This window comes from Bacillus sp. A1 (assembly GCF_042296235.1).
Taxonomy (GTDB): Bacteria; Bacillota; Bacilli; order Bacillales; family Bacillaceae; genus Bacillus; species Bacillus velezensis.
On the sequence record NZ_CP141181.1, the window covers coordinates 2237212 to 2253322 of the forward strand.

Annotated in this window: 17 protein-coding genes; 1 reads left to right on the forward strand and 16 read right to left on the reverse strand. The window is 48.2% G+C overall.

Annotation, left to right across the window (positions count from 1 at the left end; all coding sequences use genetic code 11):
- Positions 1-30: 30 nt before the first annotated feature.
- The 11 genes from dinG to U2H13_RS10965 all read right to left on the reverse strand — a co-directional run bounded on the left by dinG (position 31) and on the right by U2H13_RS10965 (position 10843).
- Positions 31-2817: an ATP-dependent DNA helicase DinG gene (dinG, locus tag U2H13_RS10915; RefSeq protein ID WP_053284889.1), complete on the reverse strand. Its 2787-nt coding sequence runs from the start codon at positions 2815-2817 to the stop codon at positions 31-33.
- A gap of 121 nt (positions 2818-2938) precedes the next feature.
- On the reverse strand, positions 2939-3322 hold the full coding sequence (gene panD, locus U2H13_RS10920; protein WP_003153510.1) for an aspartate 1-decarboxylase: 384 nt from the start codon (positions 3320-3322) through the stop codon (positions 2939-2941).
- A gap of 1 nt (position 3323) precedes the next feature.
- The gene (panC, locus tag U2H13_RS10925; RefSeq protein WP_029973653.1) at positions 3324-4184 is read right to left on the reverse strand and encodes a pantoate--beta-alanine ligase; all 861 of its coding nucleotides are present in this window, start codon (positions 4182-4184) and stop codon (positions 3324-3326) included.
- 3 nt (positions 4185-4187) lie between these two features.
- The gene (gene panB, locus U2H13_RS10930) at positions 4188-5021 is read right to left on the reverse strand and encodes a 3-methyl-2-oxobutanoate hydroxymethyltransferase (protein WP_007409480.1); all 834 of its coding nucleotides are present in this window, start codon (positions 5019-5021) and stop codon (positions 4188-4190) included.
- Positions 5022-5265: 244 nt separating this feature from the next.
- Complete coding sequence (locus U2H13_RS10935; protein WP_376700455.1) at positions 5266-6243, reverse strand: biotin--[acetyl-CoA-carboxylase] ligase; 978 nt, start codon at positions 6241-6243, stop codon at positions 5266-5268.
- Positions 6228-7418 (reverse strand): CCA tRNA nucleotidyltransferase, encoded by a 1191-nt coding sequence (locus U2H13_RS10940; protein WP_053284891.1) that lies wholly within the window; start codon positions 7416-7418, stop codon positions 6228-6230. The genes U2H13_RS10935 and U2H13_RS10940 overlap by 16 nt, the downstream gene beginning before the upstream one ends.
- A gap of 4 nt (positions 7419-7422) precedes the next feature.
- On the reverse strand, positions 7423-8556 hold the full coding sequence (bshA, locus tag U2H13_RS10945; protein ID WP_015240093.1) for an N-acetyl-alpha-D-glucosaminyl L-malate synthase BshA: 1134 nt from the start codon (positions 8554-8556) through the stop codon (positions 7423-7425).
- The gene (gene bshB1, locus U2H13_RS10950) at positions 8553-9266 is read right to left on the reverse strand and encodes a bacillithiol biosynthesis deacetylase BshB1 (RefSeq protein WP_014418244.1); all 714 of its coding nucleotides are present in this window, start codon (positions 9264-9266) and stop codon (positions 8553-8555) included. Before bshB1 ends, bshA begins: the two co-directional genes overlap by 4 nt.
- Positions 9259-9672 carry a methylglyoxal synthase gene (gene mgsA, locus U2H13_RS10955; RefSeq protein ID WP_003153499.1) on the reverse strand — a complete coding sequence of 138 codons (414 nt, stop codon included), beginning with the start codon at positions 9670-9672 and terminating at the stop codon, positions 9259-9261. Before mgsA ends, bshB1 begins: the two co-directional genes overlap by 8 nt.
- A 23-nt stretch (positions 9673-9695) precedes the next feature.
- Positions 9696-10499 (reverse strand): 4-hydroxy-tetrahydrodipicolinate reductase, encoded by an 804-nt coding sequence (gene dapB / locus U2H13_RS10960; RefSeq protein ID WP_003153497.1) that lies wholly within the window; start codon positions 10497-10499, stop codon positions 9696-9698.
- Between the two features lie 8 nt (positions 10500-10507).
- Complete coding sequence (locus U2H13_RS10965; protein ID WP_003153495.1) at positions 10508-10843, reverse strand: nucleotide pyrophosphohydrolase; 336 nt, start codon at positions 10841-10843, stop codon at positions 10508-10510.
- 142 nt (positions 10844-10985) lie between these two features.
- Between U2H13_RS10965 and U2H13_RS10970 the strand changes: the two genes are divergently transcribed.
- Positions 10986-11858 (forward strand): YitT family protein, encoded by an 873-nt coding sequence (locus tag U2H13_RS10970; protein WP_003153493.1) that lies wholly within the window; start codon positions 10986-10988, stop codon positions 11856-11858.
- A gap of 23 nt (positions 11859-11881) precedes the next feature.
- Here the strand turns inward: U2H13_RS10970 and U2H13_RS10975 are convergent, their stop codons facing one another.
- The 5 genes from U2H13_RS10975 to qcrB all read right to left on the reverse strand — a co-directional run bounded on the left by U2H13_RS10975 (position 11882) and on the right by qcrB (position 16110).
- Positions 11882-13057, reverse strand: a complete 1176-nt coding sequence (locus tag U2H13_RS10975; protein ID WP_022553036.1) for an oxalate decarboxylase family bicupin — start codon at positions 13055-13057, stop codon at positions 11882-11884.
- Positions 13058-13086: 29 nt separating this feature from the next.
- Positions 13087-13869 (reverse strand): sporulation protein YpjB, encoded by a 783-nt coding sequence (gene ypjB / locus U2H13_RS10980; protein ID WP_021494234.1) that lies wholly within the window; start codon positions 13867-13869, stop codon positions 13087-13089.
- Between the two features lie 67 nt (positions 13870-13936).
- The gene (locus tag U2H13_RS10985; RefSeq protein ID WP_167860242.1) at positions 13937-14530 is read right to left on the reverse strand and encodes a DUF1405 domain-containing protein; all 594 of its coding nucleotides are present in this window, start codon (positions 14528-14530) and stop codon (positions 13937-13939) included.
- A 106-nt stretch (positions 14531-14636) separates the two neighbouring features.
- Complete coding sequence (locus U2H13_RS10990) at positions 14637-15404, reverse strand: menaquinol-cytochrome c reductase cytochrome b/c subunit (RefSeq protein ID WP_007409471.1); 768 nt, start codon at positions 15402-15404, stop codon at positions 14637-14639.
- Positions 15405-15435: 31 nt separating this feature from the next.
- Positions 15436-16110, reverse strand: coding sequence for a menaquinol-cytochrome c reductase cytochrome b subunit (gene qcrB / locus U2H13_RS10995; protein WP_003153485.1), 675 nt, complete (start codon positions 16108-16110; stop codon positions 15436-15438).
- Between the last annotated feature and the right edge of the window lies 1 nt (position 16111).

The following is a 16111-nucleotide window of genomic DNA, read 5'->3' on the forward strand; positions in this document are numbered from 1 at the left end:
CACACCACGAAAGCCGCGTTTATGCGGCTTTTATTCCGTTTGGCTGACATAAGCCCCGAGTTCGGCATCCGTCAGCTCCAAAAGAGATGAAGTCGGGAGCGCTTCAAGAAACAGCCGTCCGTAACCCGCCGTCTTTACACGCTGATCTAAAAGAACGATTGTTCCCTTGTCTCCCGCCGTACGGAGCAGGCGCCCGATCCCCTGTCTGAACGTTAACACAGCCTCAGGCAGGGAAATCGTCTGAAACGGATTTTTCCCCTGCTTCTTGGCAAATTCGCATTTTGCGGCGTGAAGCGGATTGTCAGGCGCCCTGAAAGGAAGTCTTGCGATCATGACAGTTGACAATTCATCCCCCGGAAAATCAACGCCTTCCCAGAAATGATTCGTCCCGAGCAAAATCGCCCGGCTTGCCGTTTTAAAGGTTTTCATTAATTTACCGGGACTCCCGCCCGAAATACCTTGGGCGAGAAGCTGAATGCCTGAGATCTCCATACTGAGTTTCAGTTCCTGATACACTTTTTTCAGCATATCATGAGACGTAAACAGGACAAGGATCTTCGGCTGTTTTCCCTTTGACATGATTTCCGCATACTTGGCAATATGCTCAATGACTTCCCGCTCCCCGTCATATTTAACGGATTTCATCTCTTTCGGAATGATGACGTTCATCTGATCATCGTAAGAAAAAGGAGACGGGATGCTTTTGGTGCGCGGATAAAAATCCGCAAGTCCGAGCCTTTCAATCATAAATTGAAAAGACTGCTCCACCATTAAGGTCGCTGATGTGAGCACAACGCTTTTTTTGCGGGCGAAAAACTGGTCTGCCAGCATTTCACCGGGCTCCAAAGGCTGCGCATAGATGCTGACGGCGTTTTTTGCGCCTTTCGCGTCAATTTCAACCCAAACGGCTTCTTTCTCATCATTTTCAAACAGCAGCCTGCTGAACGTATCGCGATATTCTTTCAGCCCCCTGATACACTTTACATATTCGGCCGCTAAAAAAGCCGCTCCGCTTTTCATCTGATCAAGCTTTTGATGTAACAGTTTCTCCTGTACTGAAAACATGTCAAGCAGCTGATCCAGCATCGCACAAAGCCGCTCCGCTCCGTCCGTTATCATGTGAAACCCTTTATCCTGGCTTTTATGATTGAGACTATAGACGAGACGGTTCAGATCGTCTTTAGGTTTTCTTCGTTTGACAAAAGAATGCACTGAACTGAAAAATGCGTCGCTTTCCGATTGAATATGCTTCATCCACTCATCGGCGTCAAAAAAACTTTCCGCCGGCAGTTCATACGTATAAAACAGTTTCCTCATCCGCTTTAACAGTCCGTGTTCCTTTAAGGTTCCGATTCGGCTGAGCTTTGTGTGCAGTCCGATGTATGAAGCTCTCTTCCCGAGGTGCTCGCTGGCAGCGCGTTCGAAATGATGCGCTTCATCAATGATGACCGTTCCGCTTGCAGGCAGTTTTTTCGTTTCACTGCTTTGATCTGAAAACAGCAAAGCATGGTTTGTGATAATCAGATCTGCGGCCTGCGCTTTTTCTTTAGCCCGTTCATAAAACCCGGCAGCCGAGTCCTTCCCTTTTTTCAAAAAAGAATTCTCATCGTAAGCCATGCGCTCCCACAGCAATCTGCCGCCTGATGGAAGATTCAGCTCAGCGGCGTCGCCCGTTTCAGTCTCCGTCAGCCAGACGAGAAGCTGTGCTTTCGTCAAAACCGCATCATAGTTGTCATCTTCCTCATGCAGAATATGTTCAAACTTAGGCAGGCACAGATAATGTGATTTCCCTTTTAAAATAGCGGCTTTGACCGGCCAAGGAAACATACGCTCCAAAAGCGGAAGATCTTTAGACATGATCTGCTGCTGCAAAAGAGTAGAGTACGTGCTGATAATCACGGGAGTTTGTTCCGCTTTGGCAAATAAAACAGCCGGAACGAGATAACCGATCGTTTTTCCGATGCCGGGCGCCGCTTCAATCAGCGCATGCTCCCGATTGCGGAAGGCGCCAAGCACTTCATCCATCATCGAAAGCTGCCCTTTCCGCTTTTCATAGCGGGGGATGATATCGGATAAGATCTGTTCTTTTTCTTCGTTCCACTTTTCAAGGTCAATGGCCGCATTCACCGGACGGGAAACCGGAATGTGATCGGGCTCTTTGATTGAAAAAGAGGCGTATGGAATGCAGCTCTTTTCTTCCGCCGGCCTGCTTTCATGTATAAAAGAATCCAAAAGCAGCGTCAAATCGCTGATAAAATGCTGTGAAAGCCTTCTAAGCTGCTTTAACGTCGGTAAAGGCAAATGTTTCAGTTTATGTAAAATGTCTAAAAAGACCAGTCCCGTAACCTCCGCATCGCTGTCTGCGCGGTGAGGGCGGTCATGAACAATATTCAGCTCCGCGCACAACTCACCGAGCTTATATCCTTCAAACCCCGGGAAAACAATACGCGAAAGCTCAACCGTATCAAGCACTTCACAATCCGGCAGCTCATAGCCCGCTTCGCTCAGTTCATGCCGGACAAATCCGAGGTCGAAATGAATATTGTGGGCAACAAAATACGCGCCGTCAAGCAGATGAAAAATCTCCTCTGCGACCGCTTCAAACGGCAGTTCATTTTCAACCATTCCGGACGAAATTCCCGTCAGCTGTTCAATAAACGGCGGGATGACCTGATTCGGATTGATATATTTTGAAAACCGCTCAGTTATTTGTCCATTTTCAATGACAACCGCTGCGATTTGAATGATTTTATCGCCCTTTTTCGGCGAATTTCCTGTTGTTTCGACATCTATGACAACGAACCGTTGTTTGTTCATTAAAATGGACACCTCAATTCTTGCATACGAGAAAAGTGTAACACGTTTTGTTGAGAAATGGAGCGGAAAAACAGCTTTTGCCCCTAAATCTTAAAAGAAAACCCCCATGAAGGGGGCTCTTTTACAAAATCGTGTGTGCCGGCTCCTGGCCCAGCATCTGCTCGATTTTATTCTGATCATCCAGTACGGCCACCTTCGGCTGATGGCTTTTTGCTTCCTGATCAGACATCATTTGATAAGAAATAATAATGACTTTATCTCCTTCTTGGACGAGACGGGCGGCAGCTCCGTTTAAACAGATGACGCCGCTCCCCCGCTTACCGGGAATAATATACGTTTCAAGTCTCGCTCCGTTGTTATTATTCACAATCTGAACTTTTTCATTAGCGAGCATTCCGACGGCATCTAAAAGATCTTCATCAATCGTAATACTGCCGACATAGTTTAAATTGGCTTCCGTCACGGTAGCGCGGTGCAGTTTTCCGGCCATCATAGTGCGGTACATATTATGATCTCTCCCATTCATCAATATCAATAATGATATTATCAATCAGTCTGGCTTTAGAAAATTGGACGGCGCAGGCCAGAATGACCTTGCCGTTTAATGTTTTAAGCGGAGTCAGCTCCGGATAAGCGTACAGTTCGGCATAATCAATGACGCCGCTTGTGTTTTCGATGATATCGGTGACGGTTTTTATGACGGTTTCCGGATTTCTTTCACCGTCTTTGATCAGTTCGGCACCTTGCTGCAATGCTTTATAGATCATCGGCGCTTCTTTGCGTTCCTGCTCAGTCAGATAGACGTTGCGAGAGCTTTTGGCAAGTCCGTCTTCTTCTCTGACCGTGTCCACTGCAACCAATTCGATATCCATAAAGAAATCCTCAATCAATCCGTCCACAACCGCTGCCTGCTGGGCATCTTTCAGGCCGAAGTAGGCGCGGGTCGGTTTAACGAGATTGAAAAACTTCGTCAGCACAGTGGCCACTCCGTCAAAATGGCCGACGCGGGAGGCGCCGCACAACACGTCAGTTCTCCTTTTCACTTGCACGGCAACATTTTGCTCGCCTTTATACATGTCACTTGGAGACGGCGTAAACAAAACATCTGCCCCCGCCTGTTCTGCAAGCCGGGCATCGCGCTTTAAATCCCGCGGATATGCTTCGTAATCCTCGCCCGGTCCGAATTGAGTCGGATTGACAAAGATGCTCATCACGACAATATCGTTTTCTTTGCTTGCTTTTTCAACCAGCGTCAGATGTCCTTCATGAAGAAAACCCATTGTCGGGACGAATCCGATCGTCCGGCCTTCTGAGCGGTATTGTGCAATTAATTCTTTCAGCTGTTGAGTTTCTGTCAGTTGTTTCATCGCTTACTTTCCTCCGTACAAGCCTTGCAGCACAGTTTGGTTTATCTGAAAGGAATGCTTTTCTTCCGGGAAAACCCGTTCTTTCACATCACGGACATAATCACTGAGGGCCGACTCAATCGTGCCGTCGATTTTGGCGTATTGCTTCACGAACTTGGGTGTTCTGTCCACGCCGTGGCCGACGACGTCATGATAAACAAGGACTTGGCCGTCCGCTTTTGAACCGGCTCCGATTCCGATGACGGGAATGGATACTTCTTCTTTTATTTTAGCAGTCAGTTCAGCAGGCACGCATTCAAGCACGAGCATCATCGCTCCTGCCTGCTCGCATTTGATGCTGTCTTCAATGAGCTTTTTCGCGCTTTGCTCATCTTTTCCCTGCACTTTATATCCGCCTAATACGCCGACAGACTGCGGTGTGAGGCCTAAATGGCTGACGACGGGAATTCCGCCGAGAGTCAGCGCACGGATGGATTCGAAAACGCCGTCTCCGCCTTCCAGCTTTAACGCGTCCGCGCCGCTTTCCTGAATAATGGCCGCGGCGTTTTTCAATGTATCTTCTTTTGAAAGGTGGTAAGACATAAACGGCATGTCAGTTACGATAAACGTATTTTTCGCACCGCGTTTTACCGCTTTTGTATGGTGAATCATGTCACTGACCGTTACGCCGACTGTTGAATCGAGTCCGAGCACGACCATTCCGAGCGAATCCCCGACTAAAATCATGTCGACTCCCGCCTGTTCCGCAAGCTTTGCCTGCGGATAATCGTAAGCGGTCAGCATCACGATCGGCTCTCCGTTTTCCTTCATTTTCATGAAATCCAGTTTTGTTTTCATTCTGTTTCTCCTCCTCTAAACGGTGAGGAGATGAGCCGCCAATTCTTCGCAAGCAAAAAAGCCTTCTGTAAAATAAGAAGGATTCCCACTTGTTTAACGTTCGGCGAATGTCATCCCTCTGTCCCAGTCCTTTTTTGGATCAAGGCAGACTTTTCGTAATCTCTGTTCTGCTGATCAGGTGCAGTTCATTATGATACTGCCCATAGGAAGTATACCAAATTCACGAGGCTTGTACCAACTAAGATTAATTGAGCTCAATATCGGCAGAATAGATCTTCTTTATACCGGCTCTCGTTTCCAGGAGAAGAACTCCCTCATCATCAATGCCGAGCGATTTCCCGTAAAACGTTCCTTGCAGCGTTCTCGCTCTGAGCTCGTTCCCCAGTCCGACCGCATAGCTTTCCCATAACAGCTTGATCGGTGTAAAGCCGTGCTTCAAATAATCCTGATAGCGTTTTTCAAAAGTCAGCAAAATCTCTTGTATCAGACCCGCTCTGTCAATTTTTTCGCCGGCTTCCATGCTGAGGCTTGTCGCAATGTCCTGAAGCTCGCCGGGAAAATCGGTTTCCTGCTGGTTCACGTTGATGCCGATCCCAAGAATAACCGAACGGACACGGTCTTCTTCTGCCTGCAGCTCAGTTAAAATCCCGACGGCTTTTTTGCCGTGAATCATTAAATCATTCGGCCATTTAATGGCGGGCTGTACACCTGTAAAAGCCTCGATGGCCTGTACGACCGCAACGGCGGATAACAGGGTGAGCTGAGGCGTTTTTTGCAAAGGAACGTCGGGTCTCAGAATGAGGCTCATCCAAATCCCGTTTCCCTCCTGTGAATGCCACACTCTGGCCATTCTTCCTCTGCCTGCCGTTTGTTTATCGGCGACTACGAGCGTCCCTTCCGGCGCACCGTCATTGGCAAGTTCATGAGCGGTTTTTTGGGTGGACGGCAGGACGTCCCGGTAATGAAGCTGTTTGCCCAAAACCTCTGTTTTCAGCCCGAAACGGATTTCGGATTCACTGAGTTTCCCCGGTTTTTTAATGAGCCTGTACCCTTTTCGTCTGACCGCCTCAACCTCATAGCCCTCTTTGCGGAGCTCCTCTATATGTTTCCAAACGGCGGTTCTCGAGCAGCCGAGCGCGTCACTTATTTTCTGCCCGGAGATAAAGCCGTCACCCGCCTCAGAAAATAAATCAATTAATCGGATTCTTAATGTTGATCCCATGATGCGAGCCACTCCTTTATGTCATGTTTTCGGTTAGGGAGCTTCCCTGCCAATACCGCTTCTTCGATCCGGCGAAGTTCCTCGGCCACCCATTTACCCGCGCGGCGGTTTCTGAGCTTCATCAGATCAGCGCCTGAAATGTCGAGGTCTCGAAGGCTTTTGATCGGCAGCTGATCATACAGGCTCTGAACCTCTTTCAGCTTTTGTTCATCAATCGTCTTATGCTTTTTCAGCATCCCGATTTTAACGGCTGAAAACAGCGCCTCTCCCGCCCGGTACATCGCTTCCGCTTCCAGCTGCGCCGGATAAACGCTTATGATCTGCACCGCTTTTTTTATGACTTTTCCCGGCAGTTTCCATTGTTTTAAAAACGCCTCGGCGCTTTTCGGACAAAGACCGAGAAACAATAACAGCGCTGCCCAGCGTTCTTCGCGTGCATCTAAAGAAGAAAACGGAAATCCGCTCGCTTCAAGCATTTGCTGCTCATAACCGGAAAGGCCGGGCAGCTCTTGTATCAGACCTGTTTGCACCATCGTTTGGATCGCTTCTTGTGAGGAAGCGCCCTGCATCAGCTTTTCAAATTCGACGGTCTTTCGTTCTACTGATACATGTGCCAAAAGCTCCCTGTCTTTTATGACGGCCTCTCTTGTTTCTTTTTCTAACAGAAAGCCGAGCTGACTCATAAAGCGGACGGCTCTCATCATCCGCAGAGCGTCTTCCCGAAAACGGTCTTCAGGATTACCCACCGTACGGATCAGCTTTTGACCGATATCATGCGCGCCTCCGAAATAATCAAGCAGCTCTCCCTCGGCAGACATCGCCATCGCATTTATCGTTAAGTCTCTCCGCTTTAAGTCTTCTGATAAAGAAGTAATGAACCGCACAGCTTCAGGGCGCCGGTAGTCCTTATATTCTGATTCGGCGCGAAAAGTGGTGACTTCATAGGTTTCATCTTCCCACAAGACGATTACGGTGCCGTGCTCTTTTCCTACATCGACAGTCCGCTTAAAGAGGCGCTCCACCTCATTCGGCGAAGCGCTGGTTGCGATATCCACATCACCTATTTTCCGTTTCATATAGCTGTCTCTGACGGCTCCCCCGACAAAGTACGCCTGATGGCCCGCCTTCATCAGATGATGAAGGATGGGGAGGGCTTTGACAAATTCCTGTTCCATAAGATCACTCCGGTCCTGCCAATTCGTCATAAATCCGTTCATACTGACTGACGATTCTTTGCGAAGAAAAGGCGGTCTCCACCATTTTCAGCGCATGATCAGTCAATCGTTTGCTGAGCTGTTTATCTTCTAAAACGGCAAGCGCTTTTTCAGATGCCGCCTGAATATCTCCGACTTCCACCAGAAAACCGCTTACTTGATCTTTAATCACTTCCGGGATTCCGCCGATATTTGTTCCGATGCACGGCACGCCGCAGGCCATCGCTTCAAGGAGGACGAGTCCGAAACTTTCTTTTTCAGACAGAAGAAGCTTAAGATCGCTGATGGAATACAGCTCTTCCACTCTGTCCTGATTTCCGAGGAGCAGCACTTGATCCTGCAGTCCGTATTTTTCGACAAGCTGCCAAGCGACGCACTTTTCCGGCCCGTCGCCGACAAGCAGGAGCTTCGCCTTTGTTTTGGCTGCGATATTACGGAAAACGCGGATGACGTCTTTAACACGTTTTACTTTTCTGAAGTTCGAAACATGGATGACGACCTTTTCATCCGGCAAAATGCCATGTTTCTCTTTTATACTCTCTGTATTTTTCTTAAGATAAACACGTTCATCAATAAAGTTGTAGATGGTCTCAATTTTTTTATCCGGCTTGATTAAGTCATATGTTTCTCCGGCAAGCGCGGTTGATACCGCCGTCACTCTGTCGGACGCTTCGATGGCAAAACGGATTAAATCCTTTAATGACGGATCATATCCTAAAACGGTGATGTCCGTACCGTGAAGCGTCGTCACGATGCCGATGTCGCGCTTGAGCATCTGCTTGGCGAGATAAGCGCATACCGCATGCGGCAGCGCATAATGCGCGTGAATGATATCAAGATTTTCCCTCGCGGCAACCTCGGCGATTTTGCTCGCCAGCGTAAGGTCATAAGGCGGATATTTAAATACCGCGTATTGGTTGACTTCCACCTCATGAAAATGAATATTCGGATGATATGTATTTAATCTGAACGGGATGCTTGATGTGATGAAATGAACCTGGTGCCCTTTTTCCGCAAGCAGCTTGCCGAGTTCCGTCGCAATAATACCCGAGCCTCCGACACTCGGGTAGCATGTAATCCCTATTTTTAATGGTCTCATTGTCCGCCCCCAAAAACATCATCATTCAAAACGGGAAGCTGTTTTGAAAAGAAGCCTTCGGCATACCCCGTCCCGGCTTCTTTGCCATACAGTCTTTCCCTCGCTTCCACCATTTCGATATAACCGTTGGTCAGCGGTGTGTTCACTGACTGCGCCGTAGGAATAAACTGGCTTTGATAGGCGTGCAGGCTTTCTTTTTTCAGATCGATGGTTTCCGTTATGTCGATTACAAAGTCCGGACGGTGAAACCCGTTGATCATATAATAGTATACGCGCTGAGCCTTATGAGCCGGCAGTTCCTGGTGATCTCTGTATTTATGAATTCCCGCCGAGAACACCGCTTCTTCGACCAAAGCCGCCGCATTGCCGTGGTCAGGATGGCGGTCTTTCGGATAAGGCATGAAAACGGTTTTCGGCCGGCAGGCTCTGATGACACTGACAATCCGGCGGATGCCGTCCTCACTTTTCAAAAGCCCGCGGTCGGGAAGCGTAAGCTGGATTCTCTCTTTTACGCCGAGAATTCGGGCCGCCTTTGCCGCTTCTTCTTTTCTTATCCCTACCGTTCCGTTAGATGATAGTTCGGCCTCGGTCAAATCGCATATCACCGCGGTTTTTCCTTGAGCCGTAAATTTTGCGATCGTGCCGCCCATACCGATCTCGACATCATCACTATGGGCGCCGAACGCCAGAATATCAACGTGTTCAGACATTCGGTTCTCCTCCGCGCACAAGATTGCGGAAATCAAATGCCCCGCCATCCAGCGTCCGGACGAGGATTTCCGCTGTTCCCATATTTGTGGCGAGCGGGATCGCGTATACGTCACACAACCGGATCAGCGCCGAGACATCCGGTTCGTGAGGCTGCGCAGTTAACGGATCGCGCAGAAAAATGACGAGATCCAGGGCATTTGCTGCAATCAATGCGCCGATTTGCTGATCTCCGCCGAGCGGGCCGGATTGAAAACGTTCAACAGACAATCCGGTCGCTTCCTGGATTTTCAGGCCCGTCGTACCTGTCGCGTATAACTCATGATGGCTCAGTATATCTTTATATGCGGTCGTAAACTGAACCATATCCTGCTTTTTTTTATCGTGAGCAATCAAAGCAATTTTCATTTGATGTTCTCCCCCTTGCCGATTCAGTCGATAATATTTTCGAGTCCGTATACAAGCTGGTCGATTTTCATCACTTGCTCCACTGACAGCTTCACTCCTGACATAAAGGAAGCCCGGTTATAGGAGTCATGGCGCAGTTTCAGCGTCTGGCCGTCCATGCCGAACATGACTTCCTGGTGGGCGATAAGGCCCGGCAGACGCACGCTGTGAAGGCGGATGCCGTTTAATTCAGCACCGCGGGCGCCCGGCAGAATTTCTTTTTCATCAGGATGGCCCTGCTGCTTTTCTGTACGGACGCTTGAGATCATTTCCGCTGTTTTCAGCGCCGTTCCGCTCGGGGCATCCAGCTTTTGATCATGATGAAGCTCAATGATTTCTACATCTTCAAAATAGTTGGCGGCCATTTGTGAGAACTTCATCATCAGCACCGCGCCTAATGCAAAGTTCGGAGCGATGATGGCGCCGATTCCTTTTTCTTCAGTCAAGGCTTGAAGCTCCTCTAAATCCGCTTCAGAAAATCCGGTCGTTCCCACAACGGGGCGGACGCCGTGTTCAAGAGCGGCTTTCGTATGTTTTTTGCCGATTTCAGGCGTTGTCAAATCGATCAGCACATCCGGTTTTGTTTCTTGGAAACATGCGCGGATATCCGTATAAATAAGAGCGTCTGAATCAGCTGACATCACTTCCCGCAATGTTTGCTGATCGTATGTATGGTCAATGGCGCCGACAAGCTCAAAATGAGGCGTGCGGACGGCAAGTTTTACGGCCTCCTGGCCCATTCTGCCTCTCGGTCCGGCAATGACGACTTTAATGGTTTCATTTGACATGGTTTCTCCTACTTTCCTTCTTCTTTTCTAGTCCAGCGGTCTTTATCACGTGTATTAAATTTATGCATGACGCGGTTATGAGCTTCCTCCAATGAAATATCAAGGGAGTTGGCGAGGCAGATCAGGACGAACAGCACATCACCCATTTCCTCTTCCATGCTTTTCTCATTTTCCGTCGTTTTCTTCGGCTTTTCACCATAATAATGGTTGACTTCTCTTGCAAGTTCGCCCAGTTCTTCCGTGAGACGGGCCATCATGGCAAGCGGGCTGAAATAGCCTTCTTTGAATTGGCCGATATATTCATCGACCTCAGCTTGTAAGTCTTTCATCGTTTTGTCACTCACTGTGCGAATACCTCCTGTCATCTCTTCCATGTTAGCTAATTCAAGTACATTTGACAAATGTTAAAAACGGCAGTTTGCTGTTTTCTTTTGTATCCACTATAATATTTACGCAATCTTATGGAAGGAAAAGGGGTTTGATGCAATGCTTGGAGAAATCAGAATCAAAAACATTTGCTTTATTTTAATCGGCGCCGCTGTTTTTTCATTCGGACTGGTTCACTTTAATATGCAGAACAATTTGGCGGAAGGCGGATTTACCGGCATTACGCTGCTTTTATATGCGTTATTCCACATCAGCCCTTCTATTTCCAACCTGGTATTGAACATTCCTATCTTTTTCATCGGCTGGCGTATGCTCGGCCGGACGATGTTTGTCTATACCCTGATCGGCACCGTCTCTCTTTCTGTTTTTCTGAGTGTTTTTCAGCGCTACGAAATTCATATGCCGCTGTCCCATGATTTAGCGCTGGCCGCCTTGTTCGCCGGTGTATTTATCGGCGCGGGTCTCGGCATTATTTTTAAATACGGCGGCACGACGGGCGGGGTCGATATCATCGCCAGGCTGATCAACAAATTTTTCGGAATCCCGATGGGCCGGACGATGTTTGCCTTTGACGCCTGTGTCATTCTTCTTTCTTTGTTTACGTATCTTTCTTACAAGGAAGCGATGTACACGCTTGTAGCCGTTTTTGTCGCTGCGAGATTGATTGATTTTATACAGGAAGGCGGCTATGCCGCAAAAGGGGCAACGATTATTTCTTCGAAAAACGATTTGATCCAGCAAAAAATCATTGAAGAGATGGAGCGCGGCGTCACCGTTTTGAAAGGACAGGGATCATATACAAAAGAAGACAGGGACGTTCTTTACTGCGTCGTTCCGAAAAACGAAATTGTGCTTTTGAAAAGCGTCATCACTTCCGTTGACCCGCACGCCTTTGTTGCAGTAAGCGACGTCCATGATGTGCTCGGCGAAGGATTTACGCTTGATGAAAATAAAAATCCGATCAGACGATAATAAAAAGGCGGCTTTTGCCGCCTTTACTGTTCGTGTTTCCATTTGACAACCGGTGATTTTTTCTTTTTCAATCGGCGGGCGAATGCCGGACTGACATTGAGCGTCTGCTCGACGAAGCGCTGCGGCGTCAGTGCCAGCCATTGGTTTAAAGAGACGTCTTCGAAACGGTCGCTTTTGAAGATTTCCAGAAAGCGAAGCACGGTGTCACCGGTATTCTGAACATAATGTCCCATTGCAAAAGGAACATATCCTACGTCACCCGCTTGATAGTTAAATGTCCGCGCTCTTCCTTCCGCCGCAAACACCGTCATTTTCGCTTCTCCTGAAAGATAATACTGCCACTCGTCCGTATTCGGATGCCAATGCAATTCTCTCATGCCCCCGGGTTCGACCTCCACAAGAGCTGCGGCAATCGTTTTTGACACCTTAAACGTTTTTGAATCGACAATCTTTACTCTTCCCCCGCTGGTAACAAGGGGCTCCTGCCGGGAAAGCTTGTAGCTGAACGGCTCCAAAACGGTGCCTTCCGGGGAAGAAACTGCTGCCTGCTCGATAGGTGGAGGAGGTTCCAACTGGAACATGTAACGCTCTTTCTTGTGAATATAAGCCAACTCATATCCGGGAACACCGAAGTTCGCCTCCAGCACGCTGCGCGGGGTATGGGCAAACCAGTCCGTTACTGAAAAGGTGCTGTTTTCTGAAAAAGAGCCGTCATCAAAGACGAGCAAAAACTCACTTCCCTGCTCTAATCCTTGAATGGAATGAGGAATGCCGGAAGGAAAATACCACAGATCCCCTTCACTGACATTATCAATAAAATTCCGCCCATTTTGATCGACCGCAGTTAAACGGACTCCTCCGTTAATCACATATCCCCATTCGGCTTCTTTATGCCAATGAAGCTCCCGCACAGCTCCCGGCTTCAGTCTCATGTTCACCGCCGCGATGTTTTTGGATACCGGCAGTTCCCTGACCGTCACCTCTCTGGACCATCCTCCGTCTTCAAGCCTCATATGCGTATCAGAAAATGAGAATTTCAAATTTTGAACCGTTCCTGCATCCGTTGAAGGCGGAACGAGCATGTCAGGATTCTGGAAGTCACGCGCGAGGTTTCGCGGTCCTTCGTCAGTCGCCCCTTTTCTGCCTCTGATCGGCTGCGGGAGGTGTTTTGAAGCCAATTGCTGGATGAGTTTTTTCACTGGCTTAGCTCCTTTACAGCAATTTGTGTTTATTTAGACTTAGGATACTCACGCTTTTTCTCTTTCTTTTTTTCCGCTCTGTATTTTCGGTAGCCGACATATGTCAGCGCAGTAATAATGATACCGCCTGTTGTCAGAATGACCCAGAGCAGCGAAGGATCAGCGTCATCCCGCTCCACCTTGTCAAAAACCCGCTTTAAATCCTGCTGCAGGAGCGTCAGACGCTCAAGCTTTGTTCCTTTTGTCATCTGCTGAAACCCTTCCTGCTCAATCACCTCGATATGTTTCGCCACCGTATCAAGCTGGCCGGCAGACACATCCATTGTCAGGCTGGGATAAATTAAATCATATAATGATATAAATTCATTCCACTTTTCATTGAAATTTTCACTTCCGTTTCCGCTGACATCTTCTTTTAAGGCGCTGAATGTCGCCATAATCGGTCTTTCAAGCGAACCCCACAGCGGATCGGAGTGGTCTTCCATCGCATCCATTACCAACCTGAACTGGGCGGCTGCCCGGATTTTTTCGTTATCTGAGGCGTCTGCCTGTTTCAGAACGCGCACTAAATCATTGAAACCCAGAGTCACCTGCCTGACTTCGGCGCCGCTCAGTGAGTTTACGTGTGTCATTTTTTTCTTAAAGTAGCCAAGCACTTGCAGAGCCTCATCATACTGCGAATGCCGCGTCATTTGGAAAACGGTATCCGAAAGGTCGTTCAGTTCCTTGAGACCGCCCTCATCTTCAGCTTTGGCAGTTGTGATGAAACACATAAGAGCAAGTAAAAGACAGATCGTCAGCTTTCGTTTCATAGAGGTCCCTCCCACTCCTTCTCTTTACAGAATATGAGGAGCGGGACAAGGTTAGACCAAGATTCTATCAGTGTAAGTCAAGCTTTATCCGTCTTTTGGAAATCACCAAATAGTATGCAAGGCCGAGTGAAAATATGCTCAGCCAGAATGTAGCATAGCCGATCTCTTGCATATAGTCATTGAGCATTGAGTAGCGGGGCATCATGCCGAAAAGATAATCAATGACATCATTATGAAGCGTCCAAACAGCGGCAGCGGCAAGATGCCATAACCGGAACCGAAAATACGGGCTGTATAAAACGCCTTGAACGGCCATGGCAAAATGTGAAGCAATCAGCATGTACCCTTCCCAAGGCATCTGCCCCATTTTGACCAACACAAAGACATTCATTCCGACCGCCCACAGCCCGTATTTTACAAGGGTTACAAGAGCCAGCGCTTCAAACAGCGGCGCGTTTCTTCCCATGAGAAATGCCAGAAGCACGAACAGGAAGAAAAACGTCGCCGTCGGGCTGTCAGGCACAAATATCAGAAATCGGAACGGCGTGTCCGCAAGCTGAGGCACATACCAATAATAGCCGTACACCGTACCGATAAAATTAACGGCAAGAACAAGCAGAAGCATGCCGCGCAACCCTAAAAGATAAGAAATCCACCTCATACCATCAACTCTCAGTCCGTAAAAGTATGTATCATGCAAAAAAAGCTGACATCCGGTCAGCTCTTTTCATAAAAGTATATCCTGCTATTGTCTGCTTCACAATACGTTATTTCGCTGTCGTTTCAGAAATGAACTTCGCCAGCTGATCAAGCTGTTTGTCATTCCCTTTAAAAATACCGGCTGGCATCTGTCCTTTCCCTTTGACGGCGATTTTTTTAATTTCTTCCGGGCTCAGCCCGTTATCGACCAGGGACGGACCGGCGCTTCCGCCTTGAAGATTATCCCCGTGACAGGAAATACAGCCTTGTTCTTTAAATACCTTATAACCGTCTGATTCAGTATCAATGGCGGCTTCTTTTTTGATTTTCCCTTGCTCCTCCGCCTTCGCCCAGTCATGCGTCGCGACTGACTGCCACGTTAAAAAGACCGTAGCACAAAGCGCCAAAAGCATCATCCCGACCGCAACCGGACGCTTCCACGGCCTTCTTTCAGACCCCCTGTCGAGAAACGGAGCCAAAAGCAGCGACCCGAAGGCAAGACCCGGTATAATCATCGCGCCGATAACGGTGTAGCTCCCTGCGGCATATTCATATTTTAATAGCTGGTATAAAAATAGAAAATACCAATCCGGCAGCGGAATATACCCTGTATCCGTCGGGTCCGCCACCCGTTCTAAAGGCGGCTCGTGCACAATCGTTAAAACGAGAAATCCGACGAGGAAAACGGCCCCGACCATCCATTCTTTCAGCAGGAAGTTCGGCCAAAACGCCTCTGTCTTTCCAGGATACTCTGAATAGTCTTTCGGTATATTCGGTTTTTTTTCAGCCGGTATCCTTGAATCTCCTACAAACTTCATTCCTTTCCCCCGGTGCATGTCATCCCCTCCCTTTTATATCAGATTTGTATTAAAGCGGTCCTGAAATTCCCTGCTTGCGGATCATGACAAAGTGGGCGCCCATGAGCGCAAACAAAGCGGCAGGGAGAAAAAATACGTGAATCGCAAAAAATCTCGTCAGCGTTTGGGCGCCGACAATATCGTGGTGGCCGGCAAGAAGAGTTTTCACCTGCGCTCCGATCAATGGCGTCGCCTCCGCAATCTGAAGACCTACCTTTGTCGCAAACAGCGCCTTCATATCCCACGGAAGCAGATACCCTGTAAAACCGAGACCGAGCATCACAAAAAAGATCAGAACACCGACGATCCAGTTCAATTCCCGAGGCTTTTTATAAGCTCCCTGAAAGAAAACCCGCAGCGTATGTAAAAACATCATCACAATGACTAAACTTGCGCCCCAATGGTGCATACCCCTTACAATCTGCCCGAAAGCGACTTCATTCTGCAAATAATACACGGATTCCCACGCGTTTTTTATATCCGGCACATAATACATCGTTAAAAACATCCCGGACAGCACTTGGATAACGGTTACAAAAAACGTCAAACCGCCGAAACAATAGACAAAAGCCGAGAAATGGTGAGCGGGATTTACATGTTCCGGCACTTCATGGTCGGCGATATCCCGCCACATCGGCGTAATATCGAGACGTTCATCCACCCAGTCATAAATTTTATTCAGCATG

What these genes read in the sequence shown, in the direction of transcription:
- dinG (WP_053284889.1), bottom strand. Translation starts at nt 2,817, where the DNA reads ATGAACAAACAACGGTTCGTTGTCATAGATGTCGAAACAACAGGAAAT.
- panD (WP_003153510.1), bottom strand. Translation starts at nt 3,322, where the DNA reads ATGTACCGCACTATGATGGCCGGAAAACTGCACCGCGCTACCGTGACG.
- panC (WP_029973653.1), bottom strand. Translation starts at nt 4,184, where the DNA reads ATGAAACAACTGACAGAAACTCAACAGCTGAAAGAATTAATTGCACAA.
- panB (WP_007409480.1), bottom strand. Translation starts at nt 5,021, where the DNA reads ATGAAAACAAAACTGGATTTCATGAAAATGAAGGAAAACGGAGAGCCG.
- U2H13_RS10935 (WP_376700455.1), bottom strand. Translation starts at nt 6,243, where the DNA reads ATGGGATCAACATTAAGAATCCGATTAATTGATTTATTTTCTGAGGCG.
- U2H13_RS10940 (WP_053284891.1), bottom strand. Translation starts at nt 7,418, where the DNA reads ATGGAACAGGAATTTGTCAAAGCCCTCCCCATCCTTCATCATCTGATG.
- bshA (WP_015240093.1), bottom strand. Translation starts at nt 8,556, where the DNA reads ATGAGACCATTAAAAATAGGGATTACATGCTACCCGAGTGTCGGAGGC.
- bshB1 (WP_014418244.1), bottom strand. Translation starts at nt 9,266, where the DNA reads ATGTCTGAACACGTTGATATTCTGGCGTTCGGCGCCCATAGTGATGAT.
- mgsA (WP_003153499.1), bottom strand. Translation starts at nt 9,672, where the DNA reads ATGAAAATTGCTTTGATTGCTCACGATAAAAAAAAGCAGGATATGGTT.
- dapB (WP_003153497.1), bottom strand. Translation starts at nt 10,499, where the DNA reads ATGTCAAATGAAACCATTAAAGTCGTCATTGCCGGACCGAGAGGCAGA.
- U2H13_RS10970 (WP_003153493.1), top strand. Translation starts at nt 10,986, where the DNA reads ATGCTTGGAGAAATCAGAATCAAAAACATTTGCTTTATTTTAATCGGC.
- ypjB (WP_021494234.1), bottom strand. Translation starts at nt 13,869, where the DNA reads ATGAAACGAAAGCTGACGATCTGTCTTTTACTTGCTCTTATGTGTTTC.
- U2H13_RS10985 (WP_167860242.1), bottom strand. Translation starts at nt 14,530, where the DNA reads ATGAGGTGGATTTCTTATCTTTTAGGGTTGCGCGGCATGCTTCTGCTT.
- U2H13_RS10990 (WP_007409471.1), bottom strand. Translation starts at nt 15,404, where the DNA reads ATGCACCGGGGGAAAGGAATGAAGTTTGTAGGAGATTCAAGGATACCG.
- qcrB (WP_003153485.1), bottom strand. Translation starts at nt 16,110, where the DNA reads ATGCTGAATAAAATTTATGACTGGGTGGATGAACGTCTCGATATTACG.